Annotated in this window: 13 protein-coding genes and 1 tRNA gene; 7 read left to right on the forward strand and 7 right to left on the reverse strand. The window is 36.1% G+C overall.

Annotated features, from left to right (window positions below; translation table 11 throughout):
* Window positions 1-159: 159 nt before the first annotated feature.
* The 4 genes from glmU to AC0QT4_RS04640 are packed head-to-tail and all read right to left on the reverse strand — an operon-like array spanning window position 160 to window position 3,710.
* Window positions 160-1,509, reverse strand: a complete 1,350-nt coding sequence (gene glmU, locus AC0QT4_RS04625; RefSeq protein ID WP_473200545.1) for a bifunctional UDP-N-acetylglucosamine diphosphorylase/glucosamine-1-phosphate N-acetyltransferase GlmU — start codon at window positions 1,507-1,509, stop codon at window positions 160-162.
* Window positions 1,510-1,523: 14 nt separating this feature from the next.
* Window positions 1,524-2,312: a cytochrome c biogenesis CcdA family protein gene (locus tag AC0QT4_RS04630; RefSeq protein WP_473200546.1), complete on the reverse strand. Its 789-nt coding sequence runs from the start codon at window positions 2,310-2,312 to the stop codon at window positions 1,524-1,526.
* Between the two features lie 45 nt (window positions 2,313-2,357).
* Entirely contained in the window at window positions 2,358-3,326 is a 969-nt protein-coding gene (locus tag AC0QT4_RS04635) for a carboxypeptidase regulatory-like domain-containing protein (RefSeq protein WP_473200562.1), read from the reverse strand.
* 60 nt (window positions 3,327-3,386) lie between these two features.
* The gene (locus AC0QT4_RS04640; RefSeq protein ID WP_473200547.1) at window positions 3,387-3,710 is read right to left on the reverse strand and encodes a HesB/IscA family protein; all 324 of its coding nucleotides are present in this window, start codon (window positions 3,708-3,710) and stop codon (window positions 3,387-3,389) included.
* A gap of 105 nt (window positions 3,711-3,815) precedes the next feature.
* Between AC0QT4_RS04640 and AC0QT4_RS04645 the strand changes: the two genes are divergently transcribed.
* From AC0QT4_RS04645 to AC0QT4_RS04655, 3 genes are all read left to right on the forward strand, one after another.
* Entirely contained in the window at window positions 3,816-5,024 is a 1,209-nt protein-coding gene (locus AC0QT4_RS04645) for a deoxyguanosinetriphosphate triphosphohydrolase (protein WP_473200548.1), read from the forward strand.
* Window positions 5,025-5,044: 20 nt separating this feature from the next.
* The gene (gene argS, locus AC0QT4_RS04650; RefSeq protein ID WP_473200549.1) at window positions 5,045-6,802 is read left to right on the forward strand and encodes an arginine--tRNA ligase; all 1,758 of its coding nucleotides are present in this window, start codon (window positions 5,045-5,047) and stop codon (window positions 6,800-6,802) included.
* A gap of 153 nt (window positions 6,803-6,955) precedes the next feature.
* Window positions 6,956-9,448, forward strand: coding sequence for an SPOR domain-containing protein (locus AC0QT4_RS04655; RefSeq protein ID WP_473200550.1), 2,493 nt, complete (start codon window positions 6,956-6,958; stop codon window positions 9,446-9,448).
* A gap of 134 nt (window positions 9,449-9,582) precedes the next feature.
* Here AC0QT4_RS04655 and AC0QT4_RS04660 read toward each other — a convergent pair whose 3' ends face one another.
* Window positions 9,583-9,876, reverse strand: a complete 294-nt coding sequence (locus AC0QT4_RS04660) for a hypothetical protein (RefSeq protein ID WP_473200551.1) — start codon at window positions 9,874-9,876, stop codon at window positions 9,583-9,585.
* Between the two features lie 291 nt (window positions 9,877-10,167).
* Between AC0QT4_RS04660 and AC0QT4_RS04665 the strand changes: the two genes are divergently transcribed.
* A complete protein-coding gene (locus AC0QT4_RS04665) occupies window positions 10,168-11,274 on the forward strand; it encodes a branched-chain amino acid aminotransferase (protein WP_473200552.1) in 1,107 nt (368 codons plus the stop codon).
* A 119-nt stretch (window positions 11,275-11,393) separates the two neighbouring features.
* Here AC0QT4_RS04665 and glpX read toward each other — a convergent pair whose 3' ends face one another.
* Together glpX and AC0QT4_RS04675 are read right to left on the reverse strand one after the other, a co-directional pair.
* A complete protein-coding gene (glpX, locus tag AC0QT4_RS04670; protein WP_473200553.1) occupies window positions 11,394-12,383 on the reverse strand; it encodes a class II fructose-bisphosphatase in 990 nt (329 codons plus the stop codon).
* Between the two features lie 151 nt (window positions 12,384-12,534).
* Window positions 12,535-13,845, reverse strand: coding sequence for a homoserine dehydrogenase (locus AC0QT4_RS04675; RefSeq protein ID WP_473200554.1), 1,311 nt, complete (start codon window positions 13,843-13,845; stop codon window positions 12,535-12,537).
* Between the two features lie 1,516 nt (window positions 13,846-15,361).
* Here AC0QT4_RS04675 and AC0QT4_RS04680 point away from each other — a divergent pair.
* From AC0QT4_RS04680 to AC0QT4_RS04690, 3 genes are all read left to right on the forward strand, one after another.
* A tRNA-Glu gene (locus AC0QT4_RS04680) sits at window positions 15,362-15,436 on the forward strand.
* A 698-nt stretch (window positions 15,437-16,134) separates the two neighbouring features.
* A complete protein-coding gene (locus AC0QT4_RS04685; protein WP_473200555.1) occupies window positions 16,135-17,349 on the forward strand; it encodes an NADP-dependent isocitrate dehydrogenase in 1,215 nt (404 codons plus the stop codon).
* Between the two features lie 123 nt (window positions 17,350-17,472).
* Complete coding sequence (locus AC0QT4_RS04690; RefSeq protein ID WP_473200556.1) at window positions 17,473-18,900, forward strand: MFS transporter; 1,428 nt, start codon at window positions 17,473-17,475, stop codon at window positions 18,898-18,900.
* The last annotated feature ends 163 nt before the right edge of the window (window positions 18,901-19,063 follow it).

Below are 19,063 nucleotides of genomic sequence, written 5' to 3' on the forward strand. Positions count from 1 at the left end.
CTCACATCCCAGATTTATAGATCAAACAAATAATCCAACACCCTTTATTTAAAACTTTAAGGTATAAATAAAGAAAATATAGTATACGGCAATACTTAAGAATAAGCTCCCTAGCTAATTATGAGATCATCATAAAGTAAAGAAATAAACTGAAAATGATTATTTTTTTTGTTTTTTTGCAGCCAAACGTGCTCGTAATCTTGCTGCATAATCCTCTTTTATCACCTGTCGTGCACGCCCAAAAGCGATACTATTTACAGGCACATTGTCGGTAATGACACTTCCTGAAGCGATATAAGAACTTTTTCCAATAATAAGTGGAGCAATAAGAGCTGAATTGGAACCAATAAAGGCATTATCACCAATCTCAGTTTTATATTTGTGAAATCCATCATAATTACAAGTAATGGTACCAGCCCCAATATTGCTATGTGCACCAATTTCTGCATCGCCAATATAACTTAAATGATTAATCTTAGTAGCTTCTCCCACTTTTGCTTGTTTAATTTCGCAAAAATTTCCAACTTTTACAGACCGCGCTAATTCTGTTCCAGAACGCAAACGTGCATAAGGACCAATTCGTGCATCCACACCAACCACGCTACCTTCTAAATAACTAAACGCATGGATAACTGCGCCAGGATGGACTTTTACCCCCACCCCAAAATAAACATTTGGTTCAATGACCACATCAGGTGCAATTTCTGTATCATGAGAAAAATAAACAGTTTCTGGTTTAAGAATCGTCACACCAGACAACATTAAATCACGTGCTTTGCGCTTTTGCCACAAAGCATCGGCCTCAGAAAGCTCTATACAGTTATTAATCCCTATAACATTATCAAAAGGCACTTCAACAACTCGAACATCTAATCCTTCACGCGATGCAATGGAGACAATATCTGTTAGGTAATATTCTTGCTTAAAATTATTATTATCAACCTTCTCTAAAAGAGAAAGGGCATGCATTCCATTAATAGCCATTATTCCACCATTACAAAAAGCAATCTCTTTTTCTTCATCGCTTGCATCTTTTTCTTCTATAATCGCGATAAGTTTACCATTTTTCTCTAGAAGACGCCCATAACCTGTTGGATTTTCAGCATAAAAACCAGCGATAACAATATCTGCTCCCTCAGCAAGCGGCATACGAATTTTGAGCAATGAATCTTGCTCAATCAAAGGGGTATCACCAAAAACAATGAGAACATCATCCATTTTTTTTTGCAAAGCTGAGCGCGCACAAAGAGCAGCATGAGCGGTTCCTAAACGTTCTTTTTGTTCAAAAATCATCGCATTTTTTACAAATGATTGAACAATTTCGGTAACACAGCCTGCCTCCTTCCCCACAACAACAGCTAATTGTGCAACACCTGCTAATTCTATTTGTTTTATAACGTGGCAGATTAGGGGCAATCCAGCAATTTTATGCAGCACTTTGGGAAGAGAGGACTTCATACGAGTCCCCTCACCTGCTGCAAGAATAATAGAAAGGCAATTTCTAACCATAAAAACACATAAGACTAACGAGAAAATCCAAAAAAACTTATAATATCGTGCCAACGAACAGATTCAACATTGCTCAACAAAGGATATTTCTCCAAAAGCCAAAAGGAAAGATCCTGCATAGAACCTGTTAAAAATAAGATACCCGTAACAACTAACAAAATTCCAATAACTTTTTCAACTTTTCCTAAATGAACACGAAAAACTCCTAAAAATCTCATAAAACTACTGGAAAAGAGAGCTGCTAAGAAAAAAGGCACCCCAAGACCTAACGCATAAATTCCTAGGAGAAAAGCTCCTTCACCCACAGTATCTTTTGTTCCAGCAAGGGTTATAACAGGTCCCAAAATTGGACCAATACATGGCGTCCAACCAAATGCAAAAGCCAAACCAACAACATAAGCTCCTAAAGGACCAGCTGGCGTTTTGTGTGTTTGAAAACGTAACTCACGAAATAAAAAAGCAATCTTGAAAAGGCCTAAAAAATTTACACCAAAAATAATAATGATAATTCCAGCAGCCAGTGCAAACCAATCACGATAATAACCAACAAACTTACCAATTGTGCTTGCACTGGCACCTAACGCAACAAAGACAGTTGTAAAACCAAGTACAAAAGTAAGAACACAAGAGAACAGCTCCCAGCGTATAAATGATTTTTCTTCACGCTTTTCTGAACGAAAATCATCAATACCAACACCTGCCATATAGCACAAATAAGGAGGAACGAGTGGCAAAACACATGGTGATAAAAAAGATAATGCACCAGCAAAAAATACACCAACTGTTGAAATTTCTATAGCCAAAACTTTCTACCTATCTCTCATCACAGGTTACACTATGAATGACACTTAATCCATTTCTTCTTCAATTTGTTGCATATTTTGTGCATTTGCTATCACACTTATATCTTCATCATGGCCAGAAACAACAGAAAAAACTTTTTGATAAATTTTATCTTGATTTTTAGCAATTGCAATATATTCACCCTCAGCCAACACGAGCGAAACATAAGCACCAACTGTTTCATAAACAATATCACCAGAATCATTGGTAATAGACCAACTTGTATCAGCAAGCGCTTCCCCTCCTTCTTGCCGTACCAACTTTAAGATGATTTGAGCCGCCTGATGTTCCAACGTTACTTCTGTAATTTTTCCTGCATCTACTTGGATATCGGAACGGACAATAGCATTAATGGAACCATAATGAGAAGCTACGTGATAGTGACCAGCTTTCAAACGCACAATTGACTGAGCTTTAATATTTGATAAAATGACACCAGTATCATCATTTTCTTTTTCATCTTCATAGATAATAAAACGCAATTCTTTTTCGTTGATGATACCATTGAGAAGGGTAGCATTTAAAATAACACCACCAGCATCAAGATTAAAAGTCTTAACAAGATTTTGCCCACTTTCTAAATTTACACGATGCACGCCGCTTGAATGACCAAAAGAGACATGAATAAGATAATTCCCCGGCTCTAAGTTAAAATGTGCACTCCCACCTTCATAAGTTGCAATAAGTGGTAATTTATTATCAATCCCTAAAATGGGGGCATAAACCCGCCATACGAGCCCTTTTTCAATGTTTTCATTGCTGTCTTTCAAACGAGCATATAGAGTGAGATCGGTCTGAGAAATGGAATTTTCTTTTTCAGAATCTTGAGATTTTAAAGTAAAATTTGTTGATTGTTTTTGTTGATAACCTTGCTCTTTTCCTTCTTCAGAAAAAACACAATTATTCCAGATTAATAAAATAAGCGCTACACATAGCCATAACCACTGACGCAATATTTTTGTAAAAATATTCATTTTTACATTGTTGACCAAAGTTATCATTTTTTCAAGAAACAATATCACAAAGTCACCACACTAAATTGAAAAACTCACACCACAACCACACGATGAAACAGCATTGGGATTATGAATTTGAAAAGACTGTCCCATAAGATCATCCACAAAATCAATGATAGCCCCTTCCATAAAAGGAAGCGATAAGGAATCAATCAAGACAACCGCTCCATCTTTTTTAAGAACAAAATCATTTTCATGCGTTTGCGAAACCAAATTATATTTATAAGAAAAACCCGAACAACCACCGCCTTCAACAGAAATACGTAATCCTATTTTATCGGGTTCATTCAAAAGTATCTGTGCAATTCTCTTGGCAGCAGCATCTGAAATATTCACGCACATTCTATATATCCTTGCATTAAACTATCAAGAAAGAGTATCCCTAATGAAAGAGAAGTTTATTATATAGATCAACCTCAATTTTAAGATAAGAATAGACAACTTACAATGGATATAAGCAATATCAATTACCAATCTCGAGCAGTTTACAGTGCCAACCCGCAAACAAGTCGTGGTAGATTATTCGACGAAACGATCAGTACTTTTCGATCACCTTTTCAACGAGATAGAGATCGTATTATCCATTCTAATGCATTTCGGCGACTTAAACATAAAACACAAGTGTTTATTGCCGACGAAAGCGATCATTATCGGACACGTTTAACACATTCAATAGAAGTTTCCCAAATTGCACGAACATTAGCACGTACACTCTGTCTTGATGAAGATCTTGCCGAAGCTATTGCTCTTGTTCATGACTTTGGACATACACCTTTTGGCCATGCGGGCGAAGATGCCCTTAATGAAGCAATGGCACACTATGGTGGTTTTGACCATAATGCACAAGCATTACGCATCGTCACAAGACTGGAACAGCGCTATGCAAATTTTGATGGACTTAACCTTACTTGGGAAACGCTGGAAGGCCTTGTAAAACATAACGGTCCCCTTTTAGGTCCTTATGCAAACAAGAAAGAGGTCCCTCTCGATATTCTACAATACAATACAAAGCAAGATCTTGAACTCGATTACTTTGCGGGTCTAGAAGCACAATGCGCTGCTATTGCTGATGATATTGCTTACAATGCCCATGATATTGATGATGGTTTACGTTCACAATTTTTAACAATTGATCAATTCGAACAAGTTTCGCTAACTGCAGCATTATTAGAAGATATAAAAGCAGAGTATCCACAGCTTGATCAAACTCGGCGCGGTTACGAACTGGTGCGCAAACAGATAACATCCATGGTTGAGGATGTTATTAAACAATCACAAAAGAATTTAGCAAAGATCAAACCAAAAAGCATAGATGATGTTCACCAAGCAAAACAAACTATTGTTACTTTTTCTCCTGCAATGGCAGTTTACGATAAAGAACTAAAAGATTTTCTTTTTAAAAATCTTTATTATCATGAACAAGTTCTCAGTCGTCGCGATACAGCAAAATGCATTGTACAAAAATTATTCGACTGTTATTATCAGAATCCAGATAGAATGCCTGAAAGCTGGCACAGCAAAGCAGCTCATTTAACAGATCAAGAGTTAGCACGTCTTATTGCTGACTTTCTGTCAGGCATGACTGATCACTATGCTCTACGCGAATATCACCGCTTATTTGATCATACCGATGATATTTTGTTTAATTGCTTTTGAATATATGATGGAAGCTCAATATGAATGTCTTTAAAAACTTCGAGAAAAAAATTAAAAAATCACTCGAAACATCTAGCATAAAAGGAAAAAATGGAGAAAATTTAGATTTATCAAAAATCACCGTTGATCCCCCACGTGATTCCTCCCATGGACATTTATCAACCAATGCTGCTATGGTGCTTGCAAAATCTATTGGTTTTAATCCACGTGTCCTTGCAGAAAAAATCATAGGGCTTCTCAAAATTGATTCTTCTATCGACTGTATTGAGGTCGCCGGTCCTGGATTTATCAACATCAAGCTTACAAAACCATTTTGGCAAGATGTCATAAAATCCATGCTAGAATTAGGGATCTCTTACGGTCGTATTCCAATTGGACAAGGAAAGCGCATCAATGTTGAATATGTGTCAGCAAATCCAACAGGGCCAATGCATGTGGGACATTGCCGTGGAGCTGTCGTTGGAGATGTTCTTTCTAATTTATTGCAATTTGTTGGCTACGACATTACGAAAGAATATTATATCAATGATGCTGGTAAACAAATTGAAGTCCTAGCTCATTCCGTACTCTTACGCTATCGCGAAGCTCTTGGCCAAAAAATCAATACAATTCCAGAAGGGCTCTACCCTGGTGATTATTTAATACCGTTGGGGCAAACCCTTGCCCAAGAATTTGGTGACCAATTACTCACTATGGATCAAGATGAAGCTCTCTCTATCGTAAAAGAACGTGCAATTCATGCCATGATGTCAATGATTCGCGAAGATTTAGCTGCTCTTAATATTTATCATGATCTCTTTTTCTCTGAGAAAATGCTTTATGCAGATAATGCGCGCGCTATTCGTAATACGATTAATGAACTCACTTTGAAGGGTTATATCTACAAAGGGAAACTCCCACCACCAAAAGGGCAAAATAGACAAGACTGGGAAGCAAGCGAACAAACCTTATTCCGTTCAACCGATGTAGGAGACGACCAAGATCGTGTTTTAGTGAAATCTGATGGTTCTTACACTTATTTTGCTGCGGATGTTGCTTATTTCCATGATAAATTCAATCGTCATTTTGATGAAATGATTTATATTTTAGGTGCTGACCACGCCGGTTATGTAAAGCGGCTAGAAGCGGTAGCAAAAGCAATTTCTGGTGATAAAGCCAAATTGAGTGTCTTTTTATGTCAATTGGTAAAGCTCTTTCGCAACGGTCAACCTGTACGTATGTCAAAAAGAGCAGGATCGTTTGTTACGCTGCGTGATGTTGTGGAAGAAGTTGGCCGTGATCCAGTGCGTTTTATGATGCTATACCGTAAGTGTGAAGCCCCTCTTGATTTTGACTTTACTAAAGTGACAGAACAATCAAAAGACAATCCCATTTTTTACGTACAATACGCACATGCCCGTTGTCACTCTGTTTTTCGTCAAGCGCAAGAAATCCTTCATATTGAAAATCTTTCCAACGATACAATGATTGCACACCTTAACCGATTAACTGATGACAATGAAATATTCTTAATACGCAAACTTTCTGAATATCCTCGTATCATTGAACAAGCTGTCGTTCATAAAGAACCACATCGATTGGCGTTTTATCTCTATGAGCTCGCTTCCAGCTTTCACGCCCATTGGAACAAAGGAAGCGATAATTTTAATTTACGTTTTATTCAGCCTGATGATAAAGAACTATCCCTCGCTAGATTGGGATTAATACAAGCTATAATAAACATTTTATCATCAGGACTTAAAATTGTGGGAGTCGAAGCACCAACAGAAATGCGTTGAAAAAGTTCTATAAATACATAAAATAGATACTTTGTTGATAAATTTTTTCATATATCCTTGTCGTAGGAGGGGGAAATTTGTAATTTTAAAATATAACAAATCAAAATTAACCATTTATTGCACGCAAATGCAGATCATTATGTGAGAAAAGCTATGAGCGATAACGATCGCAAAAATCCGCACGGAATAAAAAAAGATCATGGACACCATGATCCTTTAGACAGACTTACGCGAATTTTTAATCCGAACAAACACAGTGAAAATCAAAGAGACCATTCTTCTTTACCAACTGATCAATCAATATCTCATCCCCCTAAACCTTCGTCCTATCGTGATGATTTTGATTTGTCCTTTCTAGAATCAGAGCTTGAAAATAATTTAACAAACAATTTGTCTTTTGACGATCAAAAGAAACGATCTGGCAGTCATGAATCACCCTCAGATTCTTTTTCAACAGCTTTCTTCAACCATTTAGAACAAAACAGCTCTTTGCCTGAAGAGAGACACACTTTAGCTGTTCATCATGATGAAGAGCAAATTTTAGATGCGCTCTCTCCATTGCCTATCCAAAAAAATCAATCACCTCAAAAGAGAAGCGCACCAATCCATACTGATCCTTTTTTTGAAAAAAGTGACTTTAATGAACGATCAAAAAAATTCTTTTTTGATGAAGCGGATAAGCACGATAATGTTCGGGAAGGCTCCACACAATCTCCTGAACAATTCCGCCATCTTTCACAAACAATCTCGCAACAAAAAGATGCTTCAAATATACAACAAAATCATGACAGCAACCAAAACTTCTACGACACACCTGTGAATCACCCATATAAAGTTTCAGCTAATCAAGAAAGTTGGGCTACAGAATATTACTCTGATCGCTCCCCCTCTTTTGAGACCAATACATTTTCCTCATCTTCTAATCTGATTTCAGAAAAACAGGAGAATGCAAGAAATGAAAGAGCAACTGAATCCTCATTACCCTTGAATTTTACACAAACCAACAAACAATCTGATTTAGAAGGCTTTCCACAAGAGCGCCACACTCCTGATTATCCCCAATTTTATGAAGAAGAATTCACAAAACAAGAATCTTATGCTGAAACAACTCCAAAATATCGTGATACACAAGCCTCATACATCAACAGCGCTAAAAATATCTCTGATCAAAACAATAAAAAAGATGGGGTCTATAGTCAAAATAATTTAAATTCTATGCCCTCCTCACCGGAGATTCCTAATACAAAACAAAAAGAGAATTTTTTTGCTCATAACTCCAAGCATAGGAAGTCTTTCCCTCCGAAGGTCGATACTTATAAATTTGCAGAGGAAATTGTAGAAAAAACCGGACCAATTATGGTTCCTGAAGTTCCCTATGAAGCTCCAGAATATGATGTACCGACTGATGGTTTAAAAGAAGAGTTTGCTGATGTACTCAATGTAGGAAATGTTCCAGCAGAAGATTTTTCACGCCAACAACAAAATGATGTCTTCAGTGAAATCTTTCATCAAAACATGGAAAATCCAAAAGAAGATATCTATAGAAGTTCTCAAGATCAGAGCGTCAACCGTCTCCCTACTGACGATGATATGGAGTATTATTCTTCCCATAGAGATACAGATGAAATTCCCCCCCATGCATCAGCCACTCCTCCCTTAAAGAACTTTATTATTGGTAAAACTCTTATCAGAAGTGTTATTCTTCTTACCTTAATAGCAATTGGTTTTTTTGGTTATTCTCATTTTTTTATGCCATCACAAAAAAATGAAAGTGCTCCCATCATCCAGGCAGATAATACACCCTTCAAATTCAAACAAGAAACAACTGAAACAAAGAATGATGTTGCACATAATTTAGATATTTATAAACAAACAACCGAACAAAGTGAAAAACAAGAAAATACACAACAATCTCTTATTGATAATTCTGAACAGCCTGAAGACTTAACAGAATTAAACCAACAAGAATCTGCAAACTTTTCCTCTTCTTCTCTTAATGAATCTGATGTTGAAAATGCAGTAACTGGAGCTGTCAACCACACCATTCCAACACGGGAAGTGCAAACTGTTATTGTAAACCCAGATGGCACCGTTGTCCTATCACCAATGCATCACACAGAGGAAAAAAACTCTGATGAACGAGAAAAGATGATTGATCAAACTGCTGGAGATCAATTTCAAGATTCTTCTTCTGTTTCTTCATACGAATCCAATACAAATAACGAAGAAACAGAACAGACTTTCACAAGTAATATTGATAAAATAATAGCTGAAAGCGCTTCACCCTCTAATGTTGAAGAAAAAATTATACCTCTTCCTTCACATGCAGAAAGAAATTCAGAACGACAAAAACATATTGATTCTCGCTCACCATCATCAAACCGCGTAACTACACAAAATTCAGAAAGCTATTATGTACAACTTGCATCTCAACCAACCCATGCATTAGCAACGGATTCTTTGAAAAGCATGAAATCTAGATTTGGCTTCCTTATTGGTGCACGTCCTTTAAGTATTCAATCTGCCCTCATACCAGGAAAAGGAACCTATTATCGTGTTCGTATACAAACGCAAAATCGGAATGACGCCATAAATCTTTGTGAAACTATAAAAAATTCCGGAGGAAACTGCTTCATCACACGCTAAACAAATCATGCAGCAGACTTTAACAACCACAGCATGATTTATTTCAGGAATTAAAATTCTTTCAATTTTTTAAGCTTATACATTTGAAAGACTTCACATCTTAATCCATGCCTTTAGATTTGTTATCTAAAGGATTACTCATGGGTTAAAGATGGCGTTGTATTTTTATAGGTATAAGGTATTTCTGATGTCGAATTTAAATCTTTTCTTGGACTGGTTATTGTTTGATTTGATTGTGTCGCATCATAATGAGAGATATGTTCAGGTTTTTTTTCAAAGAAAGATCCTAAAAAACCAAAAACAAACCAAATAATAAAGACTCCAAGAAGAATAGCAAGGATACCTCTACCAATTGAATTAAGCTGTTCACGCTCTTTTTTTTCAGAATCTATACGTTTCTCATATGTGTGGTAATTTCTATCAATCATAGTGAATTCCTTTTTTCAATTCCCCTACCTAAGTTACAAAAATATCTATAGACGAAATTATTCAGATACTTATTTTGAAAAACGCTAAAGATCACTAAAGGTTCCAGGTTACTTGACAAAATGAAGAAGAAAAAACATGAAAATAAAAAGAGCTCTCAATAGTCTTTTTGATTAATTCTATAATAAAGCATTGACACAAATGTTTTGCTAATAATAAAGTTACAATGAAAGTATTTCATTATTTTTATAATAAAAACACGTCGAAAAAAATATACCTAAAAGGTTTTAGTTATGAAATTTTCCATACCACTGCTTCCGTTTACAATAGAAAAACACCCCTCTCCTCTATCAGACGAGAACCGCGAAAAAATTCTAAAAAGCCCTGGTTTTGGTCAATTTTTTACCGATCATATGTGTACCATCCAATGGACTGAAGACAAAGGTTGGCATAACGCTGTTATTTCTCAATACAAGGCTCTAGAGATTAACCCAGCAAGCACTGTTTTGCATTATGGGCAAGAAATTTTTGAAGGTTTAAAAGCATATCGCGCAAAAGACGGTCGCATTTTGTTATTCCGTCCTGATGCCAATGCACAACGTTTTATAGAATCGGCGAAGCGTTTAGCTATGCCAGAATTGCCAAAGGATATCTTTTTAGATGCCGTTAATCAGTTGGTTAAAATTGATCAAAAATGGGTTTCAGATCTTCTAAACGCTAGCCTCTATCTACGTCCATTCATGTTTGGCAATGAAAACTTTTTAGGAGTTCGCCCTTCCAAAGAATATCTTTTTTGTATCATAGCATCTCCTGTTGAGTCCTATTTTAAAGGAGAAGAAAAATCTATTAGCGTCTGGATCGAAACAGATTATAGCCGTGCTGGTCCAGGAGGCACAGGCGCTGCTAAATGTGGTGGCAACTATGCAGCAAGCTTATTGGCCCAAAGCCGTGCGACACAAAATAATTGTAGCCAAGTCCTTTTCCTTGATATGATTGAACATAAGTGGATTGAAGAACTTGGTGGCATGAATGTTTGCTTTATTATGGCAAACAATACACTTGTAACACCTGCACTTAATGGCACTATCCTGCCGGGAATAACACGTCACTCAATTTTGCAATTGGCGCAACAAATGGGATTAATAATAGAGGAACGTCCTTATTCTTTTGAATCGCTCAAAGAAGATGCACGAAGTGGTCACCTTAAAGAAGTCTTCGCTTGTGGTACGGCAGCTGTTATTACACCAATCGGCCGTTTTAAGTACAAAGATGGTGAATTCGTTATCGGAAATGAAATGATGGGCGAGATTACACAACAATTTCGCACACAACTTGTTGACCTTCAAAAAGGCAATATAGAAGATAAAAATGGCTGGGTACATTCTGTCCAGCTCTCATAACAATAAAATAATTTCTAAACACATCGTCAGTACTTCCATAAAGGCATATCTTAGAGCTTTTATGGAAGCGCACTTTTTAAAAACGAGGTTTTTCACTTTTTTAATGACTATAGTAAGTATCAATCAAATTTTGAATAATCTCTATGCTGCGCTTTAATATGACGAATTGTACCAGTGTGTGAACGCATCACAAGTGTTTCCGTTTGAATATAACGAGGGGTAAATTTAACACCTGAAAGCATATTGCCATCCGTTACACCTGTTGCAGAAAACAACACATCACCCTTTGCCATTTCTTCCATCGTATAAACTTTATGAGGGTTCTCTATCCCCATTTTTTCTGCACGTGCGATTTTTTCTTCTGTATCAAGCTGCAAACGTCCTTGCATCTGCCCACCAATACAACGCAAAGCAGCTGCCGCTAATACGCCCTCTGGTGCTCCACCAATCCCCATATAGATATCAACACCCGTTTCATCTGGATCAGTTGTATCGATAACAGCCGCAACATCTCCATCGCCAATTAAGCGAATTGACGCCCCAGTCGCTCGCACTTCCTCAATTAATTTCTCGTGACGAGGTCGATCCATAATACAAACAGTCACCTGATTAACAGTGACACCCTTAACTTTTGCAAGGGCATAAATATTATCAGCAGGAACAGCATCTATATCAACAACCCCCTTAGGATAACCAGGACCAACGGCTATTTTTTTCATATAAACGTCAGGAGCATAAAGCAAATTACCCTTTTCAGCAATTGCAACCACTGCTAGGGAATTAGCGAGATTTTTTGCACAAATTGTTGTTCCTTCAAGTGGATCAAGTGCAATATCAATCGCTAGCCCATTTTTTTGACACCCTACTTTCTCTCCAATATACAGCATAGGAGCTTCATCGCGTTCACCTTCACCAATCACAACTGTACCATCAACGGGCAACCGATTAAGTTCCTGACGCATTGCATCTACAGCAGCTTGATCAGCAGCTTTTTCATCCCCACGACCGCGCCATCGTGCAGCTGCAACAGCAGCGCGTTCAGTGACACGCACCAATTCAAGAGTTAGAATACGATCAAGACCATTTAAATTTTTCTGAGTTGCGGGCATATAAAAATCCTACCAAATGAGTACCAGCAAAAAACATTAGCATTTATTGCGAAGCATTAAAAAGCAAGCTTTTAGCAAAGACAAGAGCTTTCCACAAAAGAAAAAAGCACTCAAGCCTCTCTCTTTGCCATTATAAAATAAATTATCAATTTTATGCCATAGGTTCGATACGAATGAATTGAGATTTTGCAACAAGATGACCATCTCTTTCAATTGCAGCAAGCGCTTTTTGTACATTCACTTCTGTTGTTTCATGCGTTATCAAAATAATTGTTTTTACAATCTGACTATCTACAAAAGGCCTTTGAACAATTGACTCTAATGAAATATGATTATCAGCCATATGCCTTGCAACTGCCGCAAAAACACCAGCACGATCATGAACATTTAAACGAATGAAATAACCACCTGCATGATGAGAAATTCGCGCTCTTTTATGAGGAGCAAGACCCAATGCTGGAATTCTCAAAACAGGTGCACACTGAAAACCGTGATATGCTTTCGCTATGTCAGCCAAATCACCAATAACAGCTGATGCTGTTGCCGCCCCTCCAGCTCCAGGACCAGAAAACAGCAATTCTCCTAACAAATCACTTTGAATAGAAAGGGCATTCGTTACGCCATGAATCTGCGCAATCATTGATGACGTTGGTACCATTGTTGGATGGACACGTTGCTCAATTCCGGAATCGGTTTTTAATGCAACTCCTAAAAGCTTAATCCGATAACCCAATTCATCAGCCGCTCGGATATCAATCTGCGAAATATTGCTAATTCCTTCAACATAAACATCATCTAATGAAACTGCAGTTCCAAATGCCAAACTTGTCAATAAAGCTAATTTATGAGCGGTATCATTTCCCCCAATATCAAAAGTTGGATCAGCTTCAGCATAACCAAGTCTCTGAGCATCCGCCAAACAATTTTCGAATGAAAGACCTTCAGTAAACATGCGTGTTAATATATAGTTGCAGGTTCCATTAAGAATACCATAAATCCGCGATATATGATTTCCAGAGAGTGATTCTCTCATCGCTTTTATAATAGGAATTCCCCCAGCGACGGCCGCTTCGAAATTAAGAAAAACGCCTTTTTTTTCTGCAATGACAGCAAGAGTCACTCCATGTCGAGCGAGAAGCGCTTTATTGGCAGTAACAACATGATGTCCCATCTCAAGCGCTTTCTTAACAGCTTCATACACGACATCTAATTCGCCACCAATTAATTCAACAAAAACGTCAATTTCATCAGAAACAGCCATATCCACTGGTGAATCAAACCATTTTACATCACTCAAATCAATTCCACGATTACGGCTTTTATCACGCGCACTAACAGCAACAATTTTAATTGGTCGTCCACACTGAAAAGCCAAACCACTCGCTTTTTCACGTAGAATTTTCATCACTGAACTACCAACCGTACCCAGACCTGCAATGCCAACCTTTAAAGCTTCTGCCATTATCTAACTGCTTACCCTTAATCTGCTTTTGAAAAATATTTAAATGATGCGAAAATCAATAAAAATAATGCTTATAGCCAAACATAATTTAAAGAAGTACCCTATTCTATTCAACCCATTCTTTCGCTAATACAACAATAGTATTCGTTCAATAATTTTTTTAAGAACAAAAATATCTATTTTTTCAAAGAGTAAAATCCTTGATAAAAACAAATACTTTAAGTCCTGAAGATTGAGTGAGTCCAAGAAAAACTTTCCATCATAAACTTCATATTGCTTTTTATACACCTTTTAACCAAGAGCAACATAAAGAAACATTATTTTTAATAAAAAGTGGCACAATAGATTTCATGAAAATAGAAGTATTTCATAACCTCAATAAAATTTTCTATCCATAAAAAATTATAAATCTCTCATTGCTAATTAGAAAAACTTATCTACCTATACATTGAAAAATATTTTACAAATAAACTACACTATTACAGGCACACTCACCGAAAATCTTCCAATTTTACAGATGTAAACTATCATAAACAAATAGCTATAAAAATTAAAAATCCCATATAAAATTGCTCTTTTAATCCAACAAATATTGAAAAAACAATATTCTTTCAGCTAAATTCAAGAAAATCGAAGAAATAAATTTGTTAGAGAATAGCTACACATCTCTTATTGCCGATGTATCACTTGAGCTGTAGTAAAGATATCTCCTCTTTAAATCCAAAATTCGTCATACTCCATATAACTGCTGATACCTTATATCAAAGTGGGCATCATCAATACCTTAGAATGTCAGTGTATTGCGATTACGCATTCCTGAATCAATCCTCTACATGTATAAAAGCTTTTAAACAAAGAGTTATTTCTATGTATTTGAAAAAGCAAAGAATAAATTTTATTTGTTCCAAAGTTTTATTATTCAATCACATGGAAATAAACATGAGAAAAAGTGATGATTAACTTTATTCTTCTTTGGATATGAGCCAATATTTTGTACCTATGATAGAGATTTTCTTTCATTCAATTAAACAAAATGAATCTATGAGCTCTTGTAAAATGAGGCTTTATATGATTCCGCATCCTTTTTTAGCTTACAATCACTCTGTCTCAAAAAAGAGCAAACTTTATTGAATTTTGTAGTGATTTGTAGTTTTCTCAAAAATCTTGATGATTACTCTCTGAGTTATATAAGCTCTTTGAGGAAATAAAACATTCACCACACACCCAAGAAAGCACCAGCCTATTTAACATACTGATTTTTTATTTTGACCTATTTTTCAAAATGGTAATTAAAAAAATATCATTGGGTTAACTAATACTAACATCAAAATCTTTTATCAAGCATTCTAATCATTCCCTCTATTTTTTCACACATAACTCCAGAAAGTAAAAGAATCCAGCCGAAAATGATATAAATCTATCGAAAATAATTCAATAAGACATGTTTTTTCAAAAAAATTACGCAAAAGGGCTTGCGAAGTAAAAAGATCCTCTCTATAAGCCTGTTCATTGGTTTGCGCCCATCGTCTAGCGGTTAGGACATCGCCCTTTCACGGCGGAAACAGGGGTTCGATTCCCCTTGGGCGTACCATGTAATATTTTAGTACAAATAACTTATTAATTTAATTTATATTTTTTAGGTTCGGGGTGCGTAAATAAAGGTTAGGGAATAGGATTTTTAAAATTATCTCTGCGAAGATCGCTCTTACTTTGTAATTATTTTCTCTATTCTAACAGAACTTTATCATAGATGTAGTAAGATGGGGATTCGTAAAATAGAATCTTTTTTAAGAGTTTTATTTCATAATAAGTTAGAGTTTATAATCTATATTAATACATGCATTCTTAAATTTTTTGGTGAAATACAGCTTTACCGTTTATAAATTTCTGCTCATTCTAAAAAATTTTAAGATTTTTTTTAAACATGCTGAAAAGCTAGTCTTAAATTTGTTTTATAAACTCTTCTTGATTATGGCTCTGTATCTAATATATTTGATTTTCTCTAAACAAACGGGGCACAGCTGTAGAGCTGAGACAACACAAAAATCTATAGCTTTTTTGATCCATTTACTTATAAAATACAATATCTCTATCTCTGGAAGCTATAACAAACACTAAGATAATATAAATTTATTAAAGCATTAAATGAAATACCTAACAAAAAAAATAAATATTCCCTATATATGCGATAAATTCCACTTCCTCTTTTATCATCCTCGTTTTTACTTTTCATCATAAGTCTGAAAGTGCTATAAAAAATAATATCACTTAAACAAAAAAGGACTTCTAATGGCAAAGATCAAAGTGGAAAACCCCGTTGTTGAAATCGATGGGGATGAAATGACTCGTATCATCTGGAAATATATTAAAGATAAATTGATCCATCCCTATCTCGATATTGAGCTTAAATATTACGATCTTTCCGTCGTAAATCGAGATGCAACCAATGATCAGGTAACTATCGATTCTGCCAATGCTATCAAAAAGTATGGGGTTGGTATAAAATGTGCAACCATCACACCCGATGAAGCACGTGTTAAAGAATTTAGTCTAAAAAAAATGTGGAAATCACCCAATGGTACAATTCGTAATATTTTAGGGGGTGTCATTTTTCGTGAACCTATTGTCTGTAAAAATGTCCCACGCCTCGTTCCTAACTGGACAAAACCGATTATTATTGGGCGCCATGCTTTTGGGGATCAATATAAAGCAACAGATTTTAAATTTCCTAGCAAAGGAAAATTAAGTATTAAATTTGTCGGAGATGATAATCAAATTATCGAACATGATATTTTTGACGCGCCAAGCGCAGGAGTTGCCATGGCTATGTATAATCTTGATGAATCAATTCGAGACTTTGCCCGCGCATCTTTTAATTACGGATTACAACGAAACGTTCCTGTCTATCTTTCAACAAAAAATACTATTTTGAAAGCTTACGATGGCCGTTTTAAAGATATTTTTCAAGAAATATTTGATGCAGAATTTAAAGCTGAATTTGAAAATCGTAAATTATATTACGAACATCGCCTCATTGATGATATGGTTGCTTCTGCGCTTAAATGGTCAGGTGGCTATGTATGGGCATGTAAAAATTATGATGGTGATGTGCAATCTGATATTGTTGCCCAAGGTTTTGGTTCTCTTGGTCTCATGACCTCTGTTCTTATGACACCAGATGGCAAAATTGTTGAAGCAGAAGCGGCACATGGCACAGTCACGCGCCATTATCGTCAGCATCAAAGGGGTGAAGAAACATCAACAAATTCTATTGCATCTATTTTTGCATGGACACGTGGACTAGCACACCGTGCTAAACTAGATAACAACGAGAAATTAAAAAACTTTTCCAAAACATTAGAAGAGGTTTGTATTAAAACCGTTGAAGAAGGTTTTATGACTAAAGATCTCGCACTTTTGATTGGCCCCAAACAAAAATGGCTTTCTACAACAGGTTTTCTTGATAAAATTGATGAAAATCTTAAAAAAGCTATGAGCAATTAAGTTCTCACTTCATTTAAACTCCAAAGCTCTGCGAGAGGAGAGCTTTGAATCTTTTCTTGGCAAATTCAAATAACTGCCTTATAAATATAAAGAGGTTAACTCTTTGACTAAATAGCAAAAACAGTGGAAAAAAAAAGCTGGTCCGCACTTTTGTTGGGTAAAAATGGTATTCGCTTTTTAACGTTTACGGGTGGTGTTGTATTGCACGCTACTAACGTTTATATAGTTATTACAATTTTACCCTCTCTTATGAGTGACCTTGGTGGTGAGCTGTATTATTCTTGGGTTGCAAGCGTTTTCATAACAGCATCACTGCTTGGAACTTCACTTGCAACAAAAATATTAAAAAAAATAGGTCCCAAAAAAGCTTATTTGATCTCTGGATTCATTTTTACTGTTGGTACCTTCATATGTGGTATGGCCTCAACTATGCCATTGTTTTTAATAGGGCGCTTTATTCAGGGATTTGGAAGCGGTTCTTTACTATCTCTATCTTATTCTATAGTGCGTCTTATCTTTAATCCATCTCTATGGCCACATGCCTTGAGTATTATCTCTGGAATGTGGGGAATATCGACCTTGTTAGGACCAGCTATCGGCGGCATTTCTATATATTATGGCGTGTGGAGAGCTTCCTTTTGGATTATTGGCACATTAGCGATAATATTCTCGCTCATAGCTCTTAAAGTTTTACCAAAAGAAAATAAAAGAGAGATTCCAACATCCCCTCTTCCTCTCGTACAACTTTTCATACTCACCTTATTAATTTTTATTATCTCTACTGGTAGTGCTATAAATACCACAATTGCGCAAACCTGCGGATTAATTATCGGTTTGATTCTTTTCTTTGTTCTAGCAAAGATTGAAACATCCACACCTCATCCTATGTTACCACATAAATCCTTCTCCATCTCTTCTGAGTTTTTTCCTGTTTATGCATTGATCCTCATTATGACGACTGTGGTGTATAGCATAGAGCTTTATTTTCCACTTTTCCTTCAAGAACTTCATGGGCAACCTCCACTTATTGCCGGCTATATAGCGTCACTCATGAGTCTGGGTTGGACATGCGGTTCCCTATCAAGTGCTGGTATATCCGCCAAAAAAGTTCGTAGCATTATCGTATATTCCCCCATATTAAACCTTTTAGGTATAAGTAGTCTTTTATGGCTTATTCCAATGAAAGATTCTACTTCTGAACATATTTTCATCATTTGCTTAGCATTATTTACCATCGGGATTAGTGCAGGTATAGCATGGCCGCATTTGTTAACACGAATCTTACAATGTGCAAACAATGAGAATGCTCTACGTGCTAGTGAGTCCCTTACCTCTGTACAACTCTTTTCAGCTGCATTAAGTGCAACACTTGCAGGAATAATTACAAATTGTGCTGGTCTCTTTAATCCAGGAGGAATAGTAGGGATGATTTCAGCCGCCAGAACCCTTCTTGCAGCACTGATCATCATTTTATTTTGTCTTGGTATTCCATTTGCTCTATACGTTTCTTATCGCATATTAAAAAACCCTATAGGACAATCAAAAAGCTAAACAAAAGAAAAAATGTTAATCATGTTTTTCCATATACCATGAGTGTTATAAACTTTCTTTTTATCTATACAATTGATTGATTTATATATTCTTTTTCAAGGTTCGGGATGCGTGAATAAATGTATGGGAATAGGATTTCCAAATCTACCACTATCTTGCAATC

The organism is Bartonella sp. EBT8 (assembly GCF_055796165.1).